Consider the following 21310-nt stretch of genomic DNA (forward strand, 5'->3'; position numbering starts at 1 on the left):
GTTCTTAATTAAGGAAGACTTCTATAAACTGTAATTCAATTTATAGAAGTCTTAAACTTAATTCAAATTAAATTATTTTTGTTATCTGACAAATGCATTTGCCATTCCACCATCTACATTTATTATGTTACCTGTAGATTTGTCTAGAATTCCTACTAAAGAGAAAACTCCGTTTGCAATATCATTTGGTGTAATAATTTCATGTAGCAAGTTTCTTTTTGCATAAAAGGCTGGTAACTCTTCTACAGTAATACCGTTTGCTTTTGCACGTCCTTCTGCCCAAGCGCCTTCCCAAATTTTACTTCCTACAATAACGCCATCAGGATTTACTGTATTTACTCTTACTTTATCTTTAGCTAATTCTGCTGCCAATAAACGCACCATATGTTGTTGTGCTGCTTTCGCAGTACCATATGCCACATTGTTAGGTCCAGCAACTAATCCGTTTTTACTAGCAATAGCAATGTAATCTCCTCCTAAATTTTGCTTACGCACAATTGCAGAGAATTGCTTCGCTAAATCAAACTGACCTTTTACTAAAATATTCTGTAAAATATTCCAATCTTTATCTGTTGTATCTTCAATTGGCTTAGAAATTGCTAAACCTGCACTGTGTACAATTATATCTACACCACCAAACTCAACAATAGCTTTTTTGTATGCACTTTCAATAGATTCTGTACTTGTAACATCACAAACTGCATAAGAAGATACGTCTCTTTTATAAGTTCCGTTTGCCTCAATTAAAGCTTCTTCATTAATATCTGTTAAAACTACATTAGCACCTTCTGCTGCTAATTTATCTGCGATAGCTTTACCAATACCTCCACCAGCACCTGTTACCAAAGCAACTTTTCTAGATAATGGCTGTTCTTTTGGCATACGTTGTAATTTTGCTTCTTCTAACAACCAGTACTCAATATCAAAAGCCTCTTGTCTTGGTAAAGAAGTATAAGCTGTAATAGCCTCTGCACCACGCATTACATTTATTGCGTTAATGTAAAACTCACTTGCAACACGTGTAGTTTGTTTGTTCTTAGCAAAACTAAACATACCAACTCCAGGGTAAATAATAATTACTGGATTTGCATCACGTATAGCAGGACTATTATCTTTTTTACAAGTATTATAGTAATCTGCATATTCTTGGCGGTATGCTTCAAAAGCTGGCTCTAATTTTGCTGCAATAGCAGTAGCATCAGATAAGTCTTCATTCTTATCTAATTCTAATACTAAAGGCTGAATTTTAGTTCTTAAGAAGTGATCTGGACAAGAAGTTCCCATTGGAGCTAATCTTTCTAAATCGTTACTGTTGATGTATTGCATTACAACTTCAGTATCTGAGAAATGACCGATCATTCTATTTTCTGAAGAACATAAACCTCTTAATAAAGGCATAATTTGAGCTGCTTTCTCTAAACGCTCTTCTTTAGGTAAACTTTCAACTTTTTGACCACCAAAAACTTCACCTTGTTCTTTTAATTTTTGTTCTATATATTCAGAAGCCATTTCAATAACCTCTAAACTGTTCATGTAACACTCGTAAGAAGTATCTCCCCAAGTAAATAAACCATGACTACCTAACACAATACCTCTAATACCAGGGTTATCTGCTAAACATTTTTCTAATTGTAAACCTAAATCGAAACCTGGCTTTTGCCAAGGCACCCATCCCATTGTATCTCCCCAAATTTCTTTGGTTACTTTTTCACTATCTTTAGCTGCAGCAACTGCAATTAAAGCATCTGGATGTAAATGATCTATGTGCGCGAAAGGTAATAAACCATGCAATGGCGTATCAATAGAAGGTGCTTTACTATCTAAATCATAGATACAATGATTAAATAAACCAACCATTCTATCTTCATCATGTAAACCTTGGTATACGTTTTTAAGATCACGTAGTCTATTGGTATACAAACCAGCAATACCAGAACGTGTTAAAGTACCTATGTCTCCACCAGAACCTTTAACCCACATTACCTCAACCTCTTCATTAGTTAAAGGATCTTTTTCTATGGTTTTACAACTTGTATTTCCTCCACCGTAATTTGTAATTCTTAAATCTGCTCCTAAAATATTAGAACGATATAAGAACAATTCAACTTGATTATCTCCTAAAGCTGCAGCTTTTTGGTCATCCCACAGGTAATCAACGTATTTAAAAGTTTTAGTCATTTTCGCTTTTTTTATAAGTAAGTTTTATGAAATCAAAAATACTCCTGAATTCAAACTTTTGTATCCTGTACTATGCCGTAAAATGCAAAACTGAGTTAAAATTTTAACTTTTGATTCCCTTTAGTGTAAGAAATTAAGAAAATACTTGACAATAAAGAGTGTATTTTACTTGGTTATTACACAAGTTTTAATAATATTTGACTGTCGTTAACAATAACACTATGAATTTAATAAAATTAATAAGCATAGATGAAAATTCTAGAATTCCTAAATACCAACAAATAATAGATTCTATTATTCATAATATTTCTGAGGGAAATCTAAAAATGGATGAAAAAATACCTTCCATAAATGTGTTTAGCGAAGAGTTTTATTTATCTAGAGACACTGTTGAAAAAGCTTACAGCATTTTAAAAGAACGTAAAATAATAGTTTCTATTAGGGGTAAAGGGTTTTATATTTCTAGAACTAAATTAATTTCTAAAATTAACATCTTATTTTTAATAAACAAACTAAGCTCTTACAAACTAAGGACTTACAATTATTTCATAAACAGCATAGGAGCTAATGCTCATACGGACTTGCATATTTACCATTGTAATGAGGCACTATTTTTAAACTTAATTGAAAAAAACAAAGGCGCTTATGACTATTTTGTAATAATGCCGCATTTTAAAACGAATGATTTTAAACATATTAGTTTAACAGAAAAAGTTATAGATGCATTAAAACTAATACCAAAAGAGAAATTGGTAATTTTAGACAACGCAAAATCTGTACCTAATGCAAAAATAACTCAAATTTACCAAGATTTTGAAAATGATATTTATGATGCATTAAATAAAGGGATTGCTAAAATTAAGAAATACAAAAAAATAATGCTAGTTTACCCTAAAAAAGCAATTTACCCTTACCCTAAAAGAATTTTACACGGTTTTAGAAAGTTTTGCGTAGAACATGATTTAGATTTTGAAGTTATAGAAAAGATTTATCAAGATATGGTTATTAAAAAGGGCGATTTATTTGTTACCATAGAAGAAGAAGATCTTGTAAACTTAGTAAAACAAGTAAGAGAAGATGAGTTTAAATTAGGTACTGATGTGGGTATAATTTCATATAATGATACTCCTTTAAAAGAACTTTTAGGAATTACTGTAATTTCTACAGATTTTAAGGTAATGGGAGAAACAGCTGCAAAAATGATACTAGATAAAACGAATAAGAAAATAAAAGTACCTTTTAATTTTATTGATAGGGAGTCTTTGTAAAGTAAAAAAGAATTTTCAAATAAAAAGCTCAAAATCTTAAAGATTTTGAGCTTTTTTAGTTGGCCTACAAGGACTCGAACCTTGAATGTCGGTACCAAAAACCGGTGTGTTACCAATTACACCATAGGCCAATGCTTTTATGCGGGTGCAAATTTAATCTATTCTTTTAAACTTGCAAGTATTTTTTTAAAAATTTTGAATTTAACAAAGTTTTGTGAGCAATTTAAAACCTATAAAAACTTAAATCATCCTTTTCTTCAGATTTATTATTAAATTCGCCCCACATTATTTGTTTATTTATGACACCAAACAACTTTAAAAAGTGGAACATCATTTTAGGATGGTTAACTTTTGTTATTGCATTAATTACTTATGGCTTAACCATAGAACCAACGGTAAGCTCATGGGATGTTGGAGAATATATTGCAACTGCCATTAAACTACAAGTTGGTCACCCACCAGGTGCACCTCTTTTTCAGATGTTAGGTGCGTTTTTTGCAATGTTTACCTCAGATGTTTCAGAAATTGCAAAAATGGTAAATTTCATGTCTGCCCTGGCCAGTGCATTTACCATATTGTTCATGTTTTGGACAATTACAAACTTAGCTGAAAAACTTGCAAATAAAACAAGTGAAATTAACATTGGTAGCCAAATAGCTATTTTAGGAAGTAGTGTTGTAGGTGCTCTAGCCTATACTTTTTCAGACAGTTTTTGGTTTAGTGCTGTAGAAGGTGAAGTATATGCAATGTCGTCTTTTTTAATGGCATTATTATTTTGGTTAGGCTTAAAATGGGAGAGCGAAATTTATACTGCAAGAGGTAACAAATGGTTAATCTTAATAAGTTTTGTAGTAGGTTTATCTTTTGGAGTACACATTCTTTCTTTATTGGTTATACCTGCAATTGTAATGTTGTATTTCTTTAAAACCTATAAAAACATCAACATTAAAACTACAGCAATAGCAACTATTATTTCTGTATTGGTATTAGCTTTTGTGTTTAAATTTCTGTTTCCATTTACGTTAAAATTCTTTAGTGCTTCTGAGTTGTTCTTTATAAATACAATTGGTTTACCGTACAATTCAGGTTCTATAATAGCAGGAATTATATTAGTAGCTCTTTTTTACTTCGGATTAAAGCAAACGCGCAAAAAAAACAAAGTACATGCAAATACACTAATTTTATCTGTATTGTTTATAATGATAGGTTTTTCTTCTTGGATGATGCTTCCTATTAGAGCAAATGCAAATACTACAATTAACGAGAACAATCCTTCTAGTGCAAGAGAATTACTTGCCTATTATGAAAGAGAACAATATGGCGATGCTAATGTTTTTTATGACACCTATTATTCTAACACTTACAATAATAATGTAGATCCAGAACAACCTTTTACAGATGACAAACCAAAATATGAAAAACAAAATGGCAAATATGTAATTGTAAATCAATATAAAAATGTAAACCGTAATTGGTCTAGTAAGCATAAAGGTTTTATTCCTAGAATGGTGAATCCTGCATCAGAAAAAATGTACAAAGCCATTGCTGGCATCCCTGCAAAATCTAAAAGAAGACCAACCTTTGCAGAAAACATCAAGTTTATGATGAGTTTCCAATTTGGTTACATGTATGGCCGTTATTTTATGTGGAATTTTGTTGGAAGACAAAATGATATACAAGGTAGATTAGACATTTTTAATGGAAATTGGCTTAGTGGTATAGATGCTATTGACGAGTTACGTTTAGGATCTCAAAAACAATTACCAAGTCAGGTTTTAGAAAATAAAGGACGCAACAAATACTACTTTTTACCACTAATTTTAGGACTAATTGGTTTACTATTTCAAATACAATGGGATAAAGAAAATTTCTTTGTTCTTTTATTATTTTTCCTTTTTACTGGAGCAGCAATTATCTTTTACACCAACCCTAAACCTTTTGAACCTAGAGAAAGAGATTATGCAGTAGTGGGTAGTTTCTACATTTTTGCAATATGGATAGGCTTTGGAGTTTTAGCTTTATTTGAATATTTAAAAAAATATGCCAACCCAAAAACCATCGCAATTGCTGTAAGCATTGTTTCACTTTTAGCGGTGCCTACTTTAATGGCTTCCCAAAATTGGGACGACCATGATAGAGGCAATAGATACACAACCCGATTAAACGCGCAAGCTTATATAGAAAGTACAGATAAAAATGCCATAATGTTTACCATAGGAGATAATGATACTTTTCCGCTTTGGTATATGCAAGAAGTAGAAGGCATTAGAACCGATGTAAAATTGGTAAACACAAGTCTTTTTGCAACAGATTGGTATATAGATCAAATGAAACGCGCTACTTATGATGCACCTCCAATACCATCACAATTAACACATGAAAAATACAAATATGGTAGTTTAGATGTAGCTTATTATTTTGACGAATTAAAAGCAGTACCTAAAGATTCTGTTATTTCTATTAGTGATTTTATGCGTTGGATAGAAAGTGATAACAAACGTACTTTCTATGATTTAGATGATAATGGAATCCCAGAAAAAATATTACCTGCTAATAAAATTAGAATCCCAGTTAATAAAGAAAATGTTTTAAAAAACGGAGTTGTAAAACCAGAAGATGCAGACAAAATTGTACCTTATATAGACATTACAATAGACAGAGGTTTAACAAAAAACCGAATTTTAATGCTAGATATTTTAGCAAATAACGATTGGGTTAGGCCTATTTATTTTACAGGTGGTGCAAATGCCGACGAAGAATACATTTGGTTAAAAGATTATCTACAATTAGACGGTTTAGCTTTTAAATTGGTACCTATTAGAACACCAGCAAAATATTTAGATGCCAATGGAAGACCAAGAGAAGTTAGTTTATTTGATATTGGTAGAATAGATACCAAAAAAATGTATACTAACATTCAGAAATTAGAATGGAGAAACATAAATAGCGGAGAAATTTATTTAGATGAACAAACCAAAAGAAATGCAATTTCGTTAAGAAATAGCTTAATGCGTTTGTCTGAAGCCTTTTCTAAAGAAGGAGATACCATAAAAGCAATAGAAGTTTTAGATTTATCTTTAAACAAAATGCCTATAGAAGATTTTGATCATTATAGTTTGTCTTTAGGATATCCAGAAATGTATTATAATTTGGGTGAAGTAGAAAAAGCAGAGCAAACCACAAATACTTTAATGCGCTTAATTAAAGAAAAATTAGTTTGGCTAAGTACTTTTGATGACATTCAAAATGAAGCAATTTTTGATGAAATAGACACCTCTTTATACATGTTTAAAAATCTAATAGATCAAACAGAAAGAGGCAGTAAAAACAAAGCTTTTGTATCTAACATTCAGCAAGAATTTATGGCAACACTAAATCTATTTAGTGATTTAATGCCAGATACCGAAGAAGAAAAACCTACAGATGTTGAATATATAAAAGAATAAATTGAAATTCTATTTACCAAAAACGCCACTTATAGTTATGAGATTTTTCTCTAGCTACATTTGGCGTTTTTCAACCAAAAAAAAAGAAATTTTTTTAACTTTTGATGATGGCCCAACACCAAAAGTAACAACATTTGTCCTAGAAGAACTTAAAAAATACGAAGCAAAAGCTACTTTTTTTTGTATCGGGAAAAACATACAGCATCATCCATCTTTATTTAGAAAAATAATTACAGAAGGCCATACAATAGGCAATCACACACAAAATCATGCAAATGGTTGGCAAAGCAATACTGCAAATTATATTGATAATGTTTTAAGGTGTGAAGAAACAATTCAACAATTTAACCAGAAACCAACCAAGGAAAAATTATTTAGACCACCTTATGGTAAAATTAAAAACAAACAAGCAAAACAACTCATTAAAAAAGGTTATAAAATTATAATGTGGTCTGTGCTTTCCGCAGATTTTGATACTACTATTACTAAAGAAAATTGTTTAAAAAATGTAGTACAAAATACAGAAAACGGTAGCATACTAGTATTTCATGACAGCGATAAAGCTTTCAAAAAGCTTTGTTTTGTATTACCTAAAATATTAAAAGAATTTGCTGAAAAAGGTTTTACTTTTAAAGCAATTGAATAAAACAAATACTAAAAAGAGTACAAAGGTTTATATAAATTGTTGCACCATATTTAATAAGGTGCTTTCATCTAAATAACCGGTTTCTCTCCATTTCATTTCTCCTTGTTTATAGATCATAAACGTAGGGTTTACCTTAATACCTAACGCATCTGCAAGTAGTTCATTTTTAGAAATATCAATCTTAATAACTTTAGCTTTATTTCCTAAAACTTTTACAATATTTCGCAAAACACTTACATTACGCTCTGCATCTTCCCAATTTTTATAAAAGTCTAATAAAACTGGTTTTTCTACGGAAATTAGCTCTCCAAATTTTGTCATTTCGTATAAATTTAAAGGGGGAAATGTTAAAAAATAAAGTTGTAATTACAACAAATATAATAAATCTTATGTAAAAACCTTATAATCAAGCTTTTTTAAGTTCTATAACCGTAATTTCTGGCCAAATACCTACTCTACCAGGAAATGCATGATAACCAAAACCACGGTTTACATTTATATACCTGCCCGCTTCTTCATACAAACCTGCCCATTGTTTGTAAACAAATTGCGACGGACTAAATTTAAACCAACCCGGAATTTCTATACCCATTTGTAAACCATGTGTATGGCCACTTAATGTAAGTTGATAATTTAAAGCATCTTTTTTTACTTTTTCCTGCCAGTGGCTTGGGTCATGAGACATTAATATTTTAAAATCTTCTTTTTTAATATTTTTTGATGCTTTTTGCAAATCTCCAGCCTTGTTAAAACCTTTTCCCCAATTTTCTACTCCTAAAAGTGCTATTTTTTGTCCATCTTTTTCTAAATATCTGTGTTCATCTAGCAATAAATCAAAACCAATTTTTTGATGAATTTCTTTTACCTTTTTAAAATTAGCTATTTTATCTTGTGGGCTTTCCCAATCCATATAATCTCCATAATCGTGGTTTCCTAACACAGAATATTTACCATCTTTTGCTTTTAACTTGTCAAAAACATTCAACCAATTATCCATTTCATCTGCTTTATTATTTACAATATCTCCTGTAAATAAAATCACATCAGATTTTTGTTGATTAATTAAATCTACACCATATTGTATTTTTTCTTTATTCGTAAAACTTCCAGAATGTATGTCTGATATTTGTGTAATGGTAAAACCATTAAAAGCCTCTGGCAAATCTTTAAAACTCAACTGGTATTTTAAAACTTTGTAATTGTATTTACCCTGTATAATGCCATAAATAAAACTTGCAAAAGGTATGGCTGCTAAACCTAATGCAATTTGTGAAACAAATTTTCTTCTACCTACTAATGGTTTTGTTTCTCCTGTCATTGTAGTTATCAACTTTAAAACACCTCTATAGATATCTTCTCCAAAAAGCACTAAAATAACCACCAATTTTGGTATAGAAATGGTAAGCAATAAACCCATTGCCATTTGAAATTGTGGTGTTTGCCCATTGCTTCTATCATAAGTAATTAACGTAAAAAAAAAGTTGAGATACACTGCAATACTTATTGCCACAAAAGAAAAACGAATAATTTTATTCTTAGAAATGGTTTTAAAAGCTTGAAATGTGTAGAATTCTACTGCAACAATAAGTACAATTAAGAGCAATACAGGAATTAACCAACGTGGCATAAAATTTATTTTTTACAAATTTAGTTCTAATAAATAGGTAAAGATTTTATTTTTGGAAGACTTTAACAAAAAACAATGAAAACTAGGTCATTAATATTTGATATCTCTCTTAAAAATCTTGCTAAAATTTTCTTCACTTTAAAACTTTTACCAATTCTGCACTCATCTTATGTATAACCAAACTAGAAGAATTATCAAGAATTACCATGCAGTTTTTTAGTTGTTCATTTCTAATAATTAGCGTTCTTGCGCCCAACCAAGAGCCGTCGTGAGAATGTGCAACAGGGTTTAAAACTACCCATCCAAAACCATAATTAGATGCTGTTCCATTATTAAGAATTGGTTTTTTAAAGGCTTCATTCATGGTTTGTTGAGACAATAAACTATTTGAGCTCCAAAATTTATTCCAAATCACAAAATCATCAATTGCACTAAAAACTCCGCCATCTCCAGCAACACCATCTAAAACTCCAGGTTTTAATTCTGAAATATTACCTGAAAAATTAAAAAAAGAACCAGTTTTATTGGTAAAATCTAAATCTTTAGACGCTAAGTTCCAAACCCGAGTGTTTTTCATGTTTAATTTATCAAACAACTCTTTTTGCATAAAGGTTTCAAACGTTTGTTGCGAAATTACCTCAATAATGCCTGCCAATAGCACATAACCTGTATTGTTGTATTTATAAACTTCATTGGGTGCATTTTCTAAGGGGAAATTATCTTCACCTAGAAATGAAATCATTTTTTTAATTGTTAAAAAATCTCCTGTTTTTTCTTTTTTAGTCTCAGAAAAATTCATGTAAACATCTGGTATTCCAGAAGTATTATTTAATAAATTTCTTATGGTTACCTTATTATACGGCAAATTTGGCAAATATTTGGTAATGGCATCATCAAAAGCTAACTTTCCTTGTTCTTTTAACAACATTATTCCTACTGCTGTAAACTGTTTAGAAAGTGAAGCTAACCTAAAAGAAGATTGATGGCTTAATTTTTTATCTCTTTTAAAATCTGTAAAACCAAATGTTTCTTTTAATAAAATAGAATCATTCTTAATCAACAAAACTGCGCCATTAAATTTATTTTCTTTTTGAAGTTTTGCTAACCATTTTTGTGCTTTATCAATTTTTTGTTGCTCAGAGTCCGTCTCCACAACTTCTAAAACATCAACCTTTAACATTTTATTGTAAAACCAAAAACCAACAACTCCAACCCCAATTAAAAGTGCTAATGTTAAAGCAATTGTTATTTTCCAAAAAAGCTTCATAGAAATATTTTTTGTTTTTAAAGTGTCAAATATTGGTTTGAATCCCTTGTTTCAAATTTCTTCATTTTTTTTTATATGGACGTTATATTTCGTAATTTTATCGATCTCAATATAAAATACAATGTCAGATCAAAAAAGAGTTTTTTTAGTAGATGCTTACGCACTAATTTTTAGAGGATATTATGCCTTTATAAAAAACCCAAGAATAAACTCTAAAGGTTTAGACACCTCTGCAATTATGGGTTTTATGAACTCGCTTTTAGACGTAATTAAACGCGAAAGACCAGATAAGTTAGCCGTTTGTTTTGACAAAGGTGGAAGCACAGATAGAGTAGAAATGTTTGAAGCTTACAAAGCCAATAGAGATGAAACCCCAGAAGCCATAAAATTAGCAATACCTTATATTTATGAGATTTTAAATGCCATGCATATTCCCATAATGGTTAAAGAAGGTTTTGAGGCAGATGATGTTATTGGAACACTTTCTAAACAAGCAGAAAAAGAAGGTTATAAAACCTATATGGTTACACCAGATAAAGATTTTGCACAATTGGTTTCTGAAAATATTTTTATGTATAAACCACGTTTTGGCGGTGGTTATGACATTTGGGGTGTGCCAGAAGTACAAGAAAAATTTGGTGTAGAAAAGCCAGAGCAAGTAATTGACTTTTTAGGAATGATGGGAGATTCTGCAGATAACATTCCTGGTTTGCCTGGTGTTGGAGAAAAAACTGCAAAAAAGTTTTTAGCCGCTTATGGTTCTATGGAAAACCTTTTAGCAAACACGCATGAGTTAAAAGGTAAAATGAAGGAAAAATTAGAAGCCAATGGCGAATTAGGGTTACTTTCTAAAAAACTAGCTACTATAATGTTAGATGTTCCTGTAACTTTTAATGCCGAAGATTTTGAGTTAGAACAACCCGATACAGAAAAGGTAACCGAACTTTTTAACGAATTAGAATTCAGGAATTTATTAACCAATTTCCTAAAAACATTTGCAGTAAAAAATGTAGCAAGAGTAAATTCTGTTGAAGACAGTGCTAATGTTATTGCTAGCGAAGTTGAAAAATCTAAACCCAAAACTACAGAAGGACAATTTGATTTATTTGCAACGCCTGGTGCTGGTAATGTTTCAGAAACAGAATTAGCAAGTGGCTTTAAAACCATTGCAAATACAGATCATTTTTATCAACATATAGATTCTCCATTTTCTAGAAAACTATTAATTCAGAAATTAATGCAACAAACTTCGGTTTGTTTTGATACGGAAACTACTGGTTTAAAAGCTTTAGAAGTTGAGTTAATTGGTATTGCATTTTCTTTTGAAATTGGCAAAGGTTACTACGTCTCTTTTCCAGAAAATCAAGAAGAAACACAAGCAATTTTAGAAGAATTTAGACCATTTTTTACCTCAGCAATTGAAAAAGTAGGACATAATTTAAAATACGATATCAAAGTATTATCCAATTATAATATTCCTGTAAAAGGAAAATTATTTGACACCATGATTGCGCATTATCTTATTAATCCTGATATGCGCCATAATATGGATGTTTTAGCGGAAACCTATTTAAATTATCAACCCGTTTCTATAACAGATTTAATTGGTAAAAAAGGAAAAAACCAGCTTTCTATGCGTGTTGTTCCTTTAAAAGAACAAACAGAATACGCTGTAGAAGATGCAGATATTACCTTTCAATTGAAACAAATTTTTTCGGGAGAATTAGAAAGTGGTAACGTTACAAAATTATTTAATGAGATTGAGTTGCCATTGGTATCTGTTTTAACAGCAATGGAAATTGAAGGAATTAACCTAAATACAGACTTTCTAAAAACACTTTCAACTGCTCTAACAGAAGACATTAACAGGTTAGAAAAAGCAATTTACCAAGAAGCTGGTGAGGAATTTAATATTGCATCGCCAAAACAATTAGGTATTGTACTTTTTGAAAAACTAGCGTTGGTAAAAAAACCAAAAAAAACAAAAACTGGGCAATACAAAACCGGAGAAGATATTTTATCCGCTTTAGCGAAAGAACACGAAATTATAAGAAATATACAAGAATACCGTCAGTATAAAAAACTACAAAGCACCTATGTAGATGCTTTACCAAATGAGATTAATCCAAAAACTGGCAGAGTGCATACACAATACATGCAAGCTGTTGCTGCCACTGGCCGTTTAAGTTCTAACAATCCTAATTTACAAAACATTCCTATTAGAACTGCACGTGGTAGAGAAGTTAGAAAAGCGTTTGTGCCAAGAGACGAAAATTATGTTTTATTAGCTGCAGATTATTCTCAAATAGAATTAAGAATTATTGCTGCTGTAAGTGAAGAAGAAAATATGATTAATGCTTTTAAAAACGGAGAAGACATTCATGCTTCTACTGCTGCAAAAGTATTTAATGTTCCTTTACAGGAAGTTACTAGAGAACAACGTAGCAATGCAAAAACGGTTAATTTTGGTATTGTTTATGGTGTTTCTGCATTTGGTTTAAGCAACCAAACCAACTTATCTAGAGGAGAAGCAAAAGAATTAATAGACACGTATTATGAAACCTATCCAAAATTAAAAGCATACATGACAAAACAGGTAGCCTTTGCCAGAAAACATGGTTATGTAGAAACTGTTTTAAACAGACGTAGGTATTTAAAAGATATTAATTCTAGAAATGCAATGGTTAGATCTGGCGCAGAAAGAAACGCTGTAAATGCACCTATACAAGGTTCTGCAGCAGATATTATTAAATTGGCAATGATACATATTCACAAGCGTTTTGAAACAGAAAATTTTAAATCGAAAATGTTATTGCAAGTGCATGATGAATTGGTTTTTGACGCGCATAAAGACGAATTAGAAATTATAAAACCAATTATTAAACAAGAAATGGAAAACGCCTTTAAAATGAGTGTGCCATTAGATGTTGAAATGGGAATTGGACAAAATTGGTTGGAAGCGCATTAATTTTTTTGATTTTTTAGTTATCAGTTTTTCTGAAAAAATCAACTAAAAAAACAGCAAAGAAAGTAGAATTATAAGATACTAAACAAGTTCAGTACAAAAAATGGAACTAGATTATATAGACAATTATAACGGATTAAATGAAAACATTGTTCGTTTGTTTGATTTTGATAAAGCACAAGCCATACAATTTAGAGATTTAATTCAAAATGTAGTTATTGAGCAAAAACAAAAATTAGATTTATCTCAAATTGATTTTATAAATACAGAAGATTACAATTTAATTTTTGGTTTATTTAAAACCGATGAAGGCATTTTAACCAAAGACAACCAAACCTTTTTTTGTATTTTAACTTTAAACGGTTTTAAAGAAATGTTACGTCTTTTAGCGCCTTTTTGTGCTAAAGAAACCAAAGCACACCAATATTTATATGATTTAGATACACCAACAGATTTATTATTTGCACCTTATGCAACTGCTATTTAAAAGAATTTATACTTAAAATTGAACAAGAATTAATCTGTTTAAAATTCTTTAAATTAATTGTAATTTTGCGATTGAATTATGAGCATTATTTCTAAAGACATACAAAAAGCGGTACAATTATTAAACGAAGAACATTTGGTTGCCATACCAACAGAAACCGTTTATGGTTTAGCAGGAAATATTTTTAGCGAAAAAGCCATTAAAAGTATTTTTGCAACCAAAAAGCGTCCGTTTTTTAACCCGTTAATTGTGCATGTGCCTTCTGTGGCAAGTTTAAACGGAATTGTAACGCATATTCCTGAAAAAGCAAAATTATTAGCAAATGCTTTCTGGCCAGGTGCTATGACTTTAGTTTTAAAAAAACACAAAAACATTCCAGATTTAATAACCGCTGGTAAAGATACTGTTGCTGTTCGTGTGCCAAATCATCCTGTAACTTTAGAATTATTAAAACAATTGCCTTTTCCTTTGGCTGCGCCCAGTGCAAATCCTTTTGGGAGCATTAGCCCCACAAAAGCAAAACACGTAGCAAATTATTTTAAAAACCAACTTCCAATGGTTTTAGATGGTGGTGCTTGCCAAAACGGAATAGAATCTACCATAATTGGTTTTGAAAATGAAGTCCCTGTAATTTATAGATTGGGTGCTTTGGCTTTAGAAGATATTGAGGCTGTTATTGGTAAAATTGAAGTAAAAAACAAAAAAGAAGACAAACCAGATGCTCCTGGAATGTTGGCAAGACATTATGCACCACAAACTACTACTTTTTTAGTTGATGATGTAAATTATGAAATTGCAAAACATCGTCATAAAAAAATAGGTGTTATTGTATTTGAAAAATCCGTAAACAATGCAAATGTTACAGAATTTATTTTGTCTGAAAAAGGTTCTAAAAAAGAAGCCGCCGCAAAATTATACGACACCATGCATACTTTAGATCATTTAAATTTAGATGTAATTATTGCAGAACGTTTTACAGAAGATGGTTTGGGAAAATCAATAAACGACCGTTTGCAAAGAGCTACTTTTAGTAGTTAGTTTTATTTACTTAATATCTTTTTATTGAAACAACTGCATTCCTTTTCAACTGATATTTCTGGAATAAAACCTCCAGAAAAATTTACGTTTCCTTTTTATTATCAACCACATGCATTAGCAAAACTTGCAACAAAACAATTGCAAGACTATTTAGAACATCAAAAAGATTTTACACACAATTTTGGTTTTGCTAAAGATAAAGCAAATGCTATTGGTAAAATGTTTGGTGTTTTAGTAGTTAAAGATTTAAATAACAATTTTGGCTTTTTAGCTGCCTTTTCCGGAAAATTAGAAGATGAATCTTGTCCGGATTATTTTGTTCCGCATGTTTTTAATTTAAGAAGTAAAAATAGTTTCTACAGAAAAGGAGAAATTGAAATAGAAAAATTAAGTGAACAATTAGTTGCTTTAGAAAATAATATTGATTTTTTAAAACTTAAAAAAAGAGTTTATAAACGAACTAAAACTATTGAAGAAGATTTAGCATTTCAGCGAAAAAAAATGAAAGCTGCTAAAAAAAACAGAAAAGCTCGTAAAAAAGAAGGCGCAATAACGCTTTCTGAAAAAGATTTTAAAGCCTTACTTCAAACATTAGCGCAAGAAAGTTTTAATGATCAGTTTTTTTATAAAGAGTTGGTAATTTATTATGATGATAAAATTGCCAAAGACAAAACAAAACTCAATAACTTAGAAGAAAAAATTGCTTTCTTAAAAAGTGAACGCAAAAGAATTTCTGCAAATTTACAACACACATTATTTGAGAAGTTTCAATTTCTAAATCAACAAAAAGAAAGCAAAGCGTTAATTGCTATTTTTAATAATCCTGAAATAAAACCACCTGCAGGTGCTGGAGAATGTGCAGCTCCTAAACTTTTACAATTTGCTTTTTTAAACAATTTAAAACCTGTTTGCATGGCAGAGTTTTGGTGGGGAATTTCACCAAACTCGGCAATTAGAAAGCATAAAAATTATTATCCTGCTTGCCAAAGCAGATGTAAACCCATTTTAAATCACATGCTAAAAGGCATTAAAATGGATGAGAATTTACTGCTAAAACAAGCTGCTGACAATTTAAATTTAGAAATTATTTTTGAAGATGATGCCATTCTTGTTGTTAACAAACCTGCTGAATTTTTATCGGTTCCTGGCAAAGAATTAACAGATTCTGTTTACACTAGAATTAAAGAAAAATATCCCAATGCAACTGGTCCTTTAATTGTGCATCGTTTAGACATGTCTACTTCTGGTATTTTAGTTTTAACCAAAACCAAAGAAGCTAACAAAATACTACAAAGTCAGTTTATAAATAGAACGATTAAAAAACGCTATGTTGCTTTATTAGATGGCACAATTAACAAAGAAAAAGGCACTATAAATTTACCTTTGCGCGTAGATTTAGAAGATAGACCTAAACAATTGGTGTGTTTTGAACATGGTAAACCTGCAGAAACATATTATGAAGTTATTGAAAGAAAAAACAACAAAACCCGAATTTATTTTTATCCAATAACAGGAAGAACGCATCAATTAAGAGTGCATGCAGCGCATAAAAACGGATTAAACACTCCCATAATTGGAGACGATTTGTATGGTAAAAAACAAAACAGATTGCATTTACATGCAGAATTTATTAGTTTTTTACATCCATCAACAAGAGAAAAAATGAGTTTTAGTATTGAACCCAACTTCTAAAATTATCTTACAAATCTGTACGTAGCCTTTATTAAAAAAGTATCTTCTGCTGGTGTATTAAACACCTGTTCTCTAATTCCGTCAGATAAAGAATCTCTTGTATTTGTGTTACCAACAGAACCTCTAGCCCAAACAAAAAACAACTCAGAACCTGGTATATATTCCCAACGAACAACTAAATTGGTTTGCAATTGTGCAAAAGAAAAATTAGGATTATTAAAACTATAATCTTCTATTTGATCTCTATTTTCATCAACACTAAAAATGGAACTACCTGAAGTATTTGTAACTTCTTGAATTTGGTTTTCATCATAAAAATTTACACGATCTGTAAACTTTTCTGCTGTAGCTTCATTTACAAAATTAAAGTTAGAAAACCTTCCTCTAGAAATAAAAGGTTGGCCATAAAACTGAATGGAAAAATCTGGATTGATGCTATAAGTAAACCTTAATGTAGAAGTAAATTGGTCGTTTTTAATATTCCCTAAAATATACCTTCTTCCTTCTTGAGTATCTAAAGCAGTTACGTACTGAGATCTATCTTTAGTAATTTCAAATTCGTTTTCAAAAGAAATATTTAAAGCATCTGTAGGTTGATATGCCAAACCAATACTGTACCTATTTCTACCCAATACATTTTCATCTGAATGTACATTTAAATAGTTTAAAGAATATCTAAAAATTTTACTATTATCAGAACCAAAAGAAGCAAAAACATACCTACTATTAGCACGTCTCCATCTTGGGCCACCTCTTAGAAAAAAGTTAGAAAATCTTTTAAAATTTGCTCCAAAACCAATTCTTGTTCTTGCATTATTAATCCAATTGATATCTCCAGAACCTTCAAAACGCAACCTGTTTAAATTTCCTTGAAAATCATACTCTGTTAACTGTTCTAAATTTACACCTGCATTTCTATAGGTTTCCGTAGGAATTTGCCACAAATAAGAGGCATTTGCAAACTGTATTACTTCGTCTGTATTTCTTAAAAAACCAACATCATTTAGTTCTAACTCTGGAGAACGCCAAATTACACCACCATTATAACGCCAATTTCCACCACCTGCTTTCCCCAACTCTACTCTACCACCAGAACCCGATAAAGACGTTCTGGTAGGATCTACAGCAACATGTGTTGCACCAGGTCTTTGAAACAAACGCGTTATAGATCTTTGTGTTCTTTCTATAGCTTCTGCGCTACCTAAAACATGACTAAAAATTACGTTTCCGTCTAAAAAGTAATCTCTGTTTTTCCAGTTGTGTTGAAAATCAATTCCGCCAGAATAAGCCGCTTTATGCAATTCATTAAAATTACCACCTAAACTTCTGTTTGTTGCCGTAAAAATTGCGCCTAAAAAAGAATTTCTCTCATTAAAATCTTTCTGCGCTCTTGCAACAAAAAAGTTAGTTAACGGTTCTACAATTTCTTCTCTTGTATCTCCATCTACCTCTCTAATTTCTGCAAATTCATTAGCAGTTACTGTTTCTAAAACTCCTAAAGACCAACCGTCTTGTGTTTTTCCAGAGAATTTTGCAGCACCTAAAATTCTAGAATTTAAAGGCTCGTTCGCAAATTCGCCTTCTTGTAAGTTTGCACTTCTGTGAGGATTTCTACCTATTCTTCTGCTGTAAAATAAATTGTCTTGTCCGTTTGCAAACTGAAAATCAAAAATGTTTCTATTTTCTACAAAGAAAGGGCGTTGTTCTCTAAAGAAAATCTGAAAACCATCTAAAGCAATGGCTCCTGGATCTGCTTCTACTTGACCAAAATCTGGATTTACGGTTAAATCTAAAGTTAAATCATTAGTAACACCAATTTTAGCATCTAAACCAAGATTTACTTTAAAATCTGAACCCGTTCTAAAAGGATTTCCAGCTTCTGCTGGATAATTATCATATTGTAAAACAGTATAAGGTTGAATTTCTAATTGCTTTTGTGATGGCAAATCTACCAAACCGTGCAATTCTCCTGCTTCACTAATAAAACCTGCTTGATTGTTAGGTATTCTTTGCCAAAGCGAACGTTCTTGTACTCTAAAAATAGTTCTATTAATATTAAAACCCCAAATTTGTTCTTTTGCTTTACCAAATCTTAATTGACTAAAAGGAATTTTCATTTCTATGGTATAACCCTTTTCATCTACATTAGCATCTGTGTACCAAACAGGATTCCAACTATCATCCCAATTGTTACCGTTTTCAGACACAAACTCTTCGCCTTTTACCCCAGCTGCCGTGGTTGTAAAAACAAATGCAGTTCTTTTATCATGGTAACTATCTATAATTACATTTACGCGGTCTCCTGCAAAACCATCTCTTCTACTTAATCTTTTTTCTATTAAATCTGGTTCGCCATCATAAGCACGAATAGCAATGTACAAATATTTGTCATCATACATTACCTTAAACTTTGTTTGGTATAAAGGCGGTGTACCTTCATCTGGTACTCTTTCTACAAAGTCTGAAGACCATGGTACAGCATCCCAAGCATCTTCATTAACTAGGCCATCTATTACAGGAACTTTTTCTAATTTGTTGGTAGTATAAATTCGTTTTTCTATGAAGATATCTTCTGCAACCGTTAACTCTTGAGTTACACTATTTAATGCAAAGAAAATACTTAAAAACAGAGAAAAATGTATAAATTTCATTGTAATAGCTTAATTTTTTATGAATTTTTCAAAGAAAATAAAGCACAAAAGTAGTTTACTTTTTTATTAAGTTTATGTTAATTCGTGCCTTCCTATTTTAACGGATTTTTTCAACAAAAAAATTATTGTAAAACACTATTTGTCAATCAAATAAAAAACTATACATTTGCACTCCTTTTTTAAGGAAAATTTAATTATTAATAAACAAAAACTAAAAGTGTAATTATGAACACATTAAGTTACAAAACTGTATCAGCAAACAGCGCTACTGTAAACAAGGAGTGGGTTTTAGTTGATGCAGACGGTCAAACGTTGGGTCGTCTAGCTTCTAAAGTTGCAAAACTAATTAGAGGTAAATACAAGCCAAATTACACTCCTCATGTAGATTGTGGAGACAACGTGGTTATTATCAACGCAGAAAAAATTAACCTAACTGGAAACAAGTGGAGAGACAAATCTTACATTCGTCACACAGGTTACCCAGGAGGACAAAGATCATTAACTGCAACAGAAATGTTTGAGAAAGATCCTACAAGATTAATCGAAAAAGCAGTAAAAGGTATGTTACCAAAGAATACTTTAGGTAGCGCTTTGTACAGAAACTTGTATGTATATGCAGGTACTGAGCACAAACAAGATGGGCAAACGCCTAAAGCTATTAACCTTAACGATCTTATATAATAATGGATACAGTTCACAAAATAGGTAGAAGAAAAACAGCAGTTGCTCGTATTTACTTAAATGAAGGTAAAGGTAACATTACTGTAAACAAGAAAGATTACAAAGATTATTTTTCAACAGGAACTTTACAATATAAAGTACAACAGCCATTAATGTTAACAGAAAACTTAGAATCTTATGATATCAAAGTTAATGTTTACGGTGGTGGTATTACTGGTCAAGCAGAAGCTATTCGTTTAGCAATTACTAGAGCATTAGTTGCTATAGATGCAGATCACAGAGCAGTCTTAAAACCAGAAGGATTATTAACGAGAGACCCAAGAATGGTTGAACGTAAGAAATTTGGTCAGAAGAAAGCACGTAAGAAATTTCAATTCTCTAAACGTTAATATTTTTTTGAAAGTTACACATAGCTTGTCTAAGTGTATTTCAAAATTTATTAAACCATACAGAGAACTGTTATTATTACACAATTATAATATTAAACAGTTTAGTATCTAAATAGTTAAGACTCGCAAGACTACTTAATTATTGATTTCAAAAAACAGAAAGTAAACACATTTTAAAAAATGGCAAACGTAAACATTCAAGAATTATTAGACAATGGTGTACATTTTGGTCACTTAACAAGAAAGTGGAATCCAAACATGGCTCCTTATATTTATACAGAACGTAATGGTGTACACATCATTGATTTGTATAAAACTGCTGCAAAAATAGAAGAGACTTCAGAAGCTTTAAAAAAGATTGCAAACTCTGGTCGTAAAATTTTATTTGTTGCAACAAAAAAGCAAGCAAAAGATATTGTATCAGAAAAAGCAAAAGCTGTAAACATGCCTTTCATTACAGAAAGATGGCCAGGTGGTATGTTAACAAACTTTGTTACTATTAGAAAAGCTGTTAAAAAAATGGCTCAAATTGATAGAATGAAGACTGATGGATCTTTTGACGCATTGTCTAAAAGAGAAAAATTACAAATTAACCGTCAGAGAGAAAAATTAGAGAAGAATTTAGGTTCTATTTCTGATATGACTCGTTTACCTGGTGCTTTATTTGTAATTGACATTAAGAAAGAGCATATTGCAGTTGCAGAAGCGCAAAAATTAAACATTCCAATTTTTGCAATGGTAGATACAAACTCTGACCCAAGACAGGTAGATTTTGTTATACCAGCAAATGATGATGCTTCTAAGTCTATAGACAAAGTATTATCTTTTGTTACTGATGCTATCGCAGAAGGTTTATCTGACAGAAAAGCAGATAAAGAAAAAACAAAAGAAGCTAAAGCTGCTCCTGTAAAAGAAGAAGCTAAAGCAGAAGTTGCTGAAAAAGCTACTGAAGAAAAAAAATAATTGAATAACAAT

Annotated in this window: 15 protein-coding genes and 1 tRNA gene; 10 read left to right on the forward strand and 6 right to left on the reverse strand. The window is 30.9% G+C overall.

What is annotated here, in order from left to right; translation table 11 throughout:
• Positions 1–81 precede the first annotated feature (81 nt).
• Positions 82–2178: a bifunctional aldolase/short-chain dehydrogenase gene (locus Q0762_RS12320; protein WP_298767208.1), complete on the reverse strand. Its 2097-nt coding sequence runs from the start codon at positions 2176–2178 to the stop codon at positions 82–84.
• Between the two features lie 221 nt (positions 2179–2399).
• On the opposite strand from Q0762_RS12320, the gene Q0762_RS12325 reads away from it, so the two are divergent.
• Positions 2400–3446 (forward strand): GntR family transcriptional regulator, encoded by a 1047-nt coding sequence (locus Q0762_RS12325; RefSeq protein WP_298767209.1) that lies wholly within the window; start codon positions 2400–2402, stop codon positions 3444–3446.
• A gap of 59 nt (positions 3447–3505) precedes the next feature.
• Here Q0762_RS12325 and Q0762_RS12330 read toward each other — a convergent pair.
• Positions 3506–3577: transfer RNA gene (locus Q0762_RS12330), tRNA-Gln, on the reverse strand.
• 168 nt (positions 3578–3745) lie between these two features.
• Here Q0762_RS12330 and Q0762_RS12335 point away from each other — a divergent pair.
• Both Q0762_RS12335 and Q0762_RS12340 read left to right on the forward strand, forming a co-directional pair.
• Positions 3746–6892, forward strand: coding sequence for a DUF2723 domain-containing protein (locus Q0762_RS12335; protein ID WP_298767210.1), 3147 nt, complete (start codon positions 3746–3748; stop codon positions 6890–6892).
• Positions 6893–6929: 37 nt separating this feature from the next.
• A complete protein-coding gene (locus Q0762_RS12340) occupies positions 6930–7538 on the forward strand; it encodes a polysaccharide deacetylase family protein (protein WP_298767211.1) in 609 nt (202 codons plus the stop codon).
• A gap of 27 nt (positions 7539–7565) precedes the next feature.
• Here Q0762_RS12340 and Q0762_RS12345 read toward each other — a convergent pair whose 3' ends face one another.
• The 3 genes from Q0762_RS12345 to Q0762_RS12355 all read right to left on the reverse strand — a co-directional run bounded on the left by Q0762_RS12345 (position 7566) and on the right by Q0762_RS12355 (position 10432).
• Positions 7566–7859: a thioredoxin domain-containing protein gene (locus tag Q0762_RS12345; protein ID WP_298767212.1), complete on the reverse strand. Its 294-nt coding sequence runs from the start codon at positions 7857–7859 to the stop codon at positions 7566–7568.
• An 85-nt stretch (positions 7860–7944) separates the two neighbouring features.
• Positions 7945–9165: a metallophosphoesterase gene (locus Q0762_RS12350; RefSeq protein ID WP_298767213.1), complete on the reverse strand. Its 1221-nt coding sequence runs from the start codon at positions 9163–9165 to the stop codon at positions 7945–7947.
• A gap of 133 nt (positions 9166–9298) precedes the next feature.
• Positions 9299–10432 (reverse strand): serine hydrolase, encoded by a 1134-nt coding sequence (locus Q0762_RS12355; RefSeq protein ID WP_298767214.1) that lies wholly within the window; start codon positions 10430–10432, stop codon positions 9299–9301.
• A 121-nt stretch (positions 10433–10553) separates the two neighbouring features.
• Between Q0762_RS12355 and polA the strand changes: the two genes are divergently transcribed.
• The 4 genes from polA to Q0762_RS12375 all read left to right on the forward strand — a co-directional run bounded on the left by polA (position 10554) and on the right by Q0762_RS12375 (position 16614).
• A complete protein-coding gene (gene polA, locus Q0762_RS12360) occupies positions 10554–13400 on the forward strand; it encodes a DNA polymerase I (protein ID WP_298767215.1) in 2847 nt (948 codons plus the stop codon).
• Positions 13401–13500: 100 nt separating this feature from the next.
• The gene (locus Q0762_RS12365) at positions 13501–13884 is read left to right on the forward strand and encodes a hypothetical protein (RefSeq protein WP_298767216.1); all 384 of its coding nucleotides are present in this window, start codon (positions 13501–13503) and stop codon (positions 13882–13884) included.
• 78 nt (positions 13885–13962) lie between these two features.
• Complete coding sequence (locus Q0762_RS12370) at positions 13963–14922, forward strand: L-threonylcarbamoyladenylate synthase (RefSeq protein ID WP_298767217.1); 960 nt, start codon at positions 13963–13965, stop codon at positions 14920–14922.
• 24 nt (positions 14923–14946) lie between these two features.
• A complete protein-coding gene (locus tag Q0762_RS12375) occupies positions 14947–16614 on the forward strand; it encodes an RluA family pseudouridine synthase (RefSeq protein ID WP_298767218.1) in 1668 nt (555 codons plus the stop codon).
• A 2-nt stretch (positions 16615–16616) separates the two neighbouring features.
• Here the strand turns inward: Q0762_RS12375 and Q0762_RS12380 are convergent, their stop codons facing one another.
• On the reverse strand, positions 16617–19265 hold the full coding sequence (locus Q0762_RS12380) for a DUF5916 domain-containing protein (protein WP_298767219.1): 2649 nt from the start codon (positions 19263–19265) through the stop codon (positions 16617–16619).
• Between the two features lie 225 nt (positions 19266–19490).
• On the opposite strand from Q0762_RS12380, the gene rplM reads away from it, so the two are divergent.
• The 3 genes from rplM (at position 19491) to rpsB (ending at position 21298) form a co-directional block, all read left to right on the forward strand.
• Positions 19491–19946, forward strand: coding sequence for a 50S ribosomal protein L13 (rplM, locus tag Q0762_RS12385; RefSeq protein ID WP_298767221.1), 456 nt, complete (start codon positions 19491–19493; stop codon positions 19944–19946).
• A 2-nt stretch (positions 19947–19948) separates the two neighbouring features.
• Positions 19949–20335 (forward strand): 30S ribosomal protein S9, encoded by a 387-nt coding sequence (gene rpsI / locus Q0762_RS12390; protein ID WP_298767222.1) that lies wholly within the window; start codon positions 19949–19951, stop codon positions 20333–20335.
• A gap of 180 nt (positions 20336–20515) precedes the next feature.
• Entirely contained in the window at positions 20516–21298 is a 783-nt protein-coding gene (gene rpsB, locus Q0762_RS12395; RefSeq protein WP_298767223.1) for a 30S ribosomal protein S2, read from the forward strand.
• Positions 21299–21310 lie beyond the last annotated feature (12 nt).

The organism is uncultured Polaribacter sp. (genome assembly GCF_947495205.1).
Classification (GTDB): Bacteria; Bacteroidota; Bacteroidia; order Flavobacteriales; family Flavobacteriaceae; genus Polaribacter.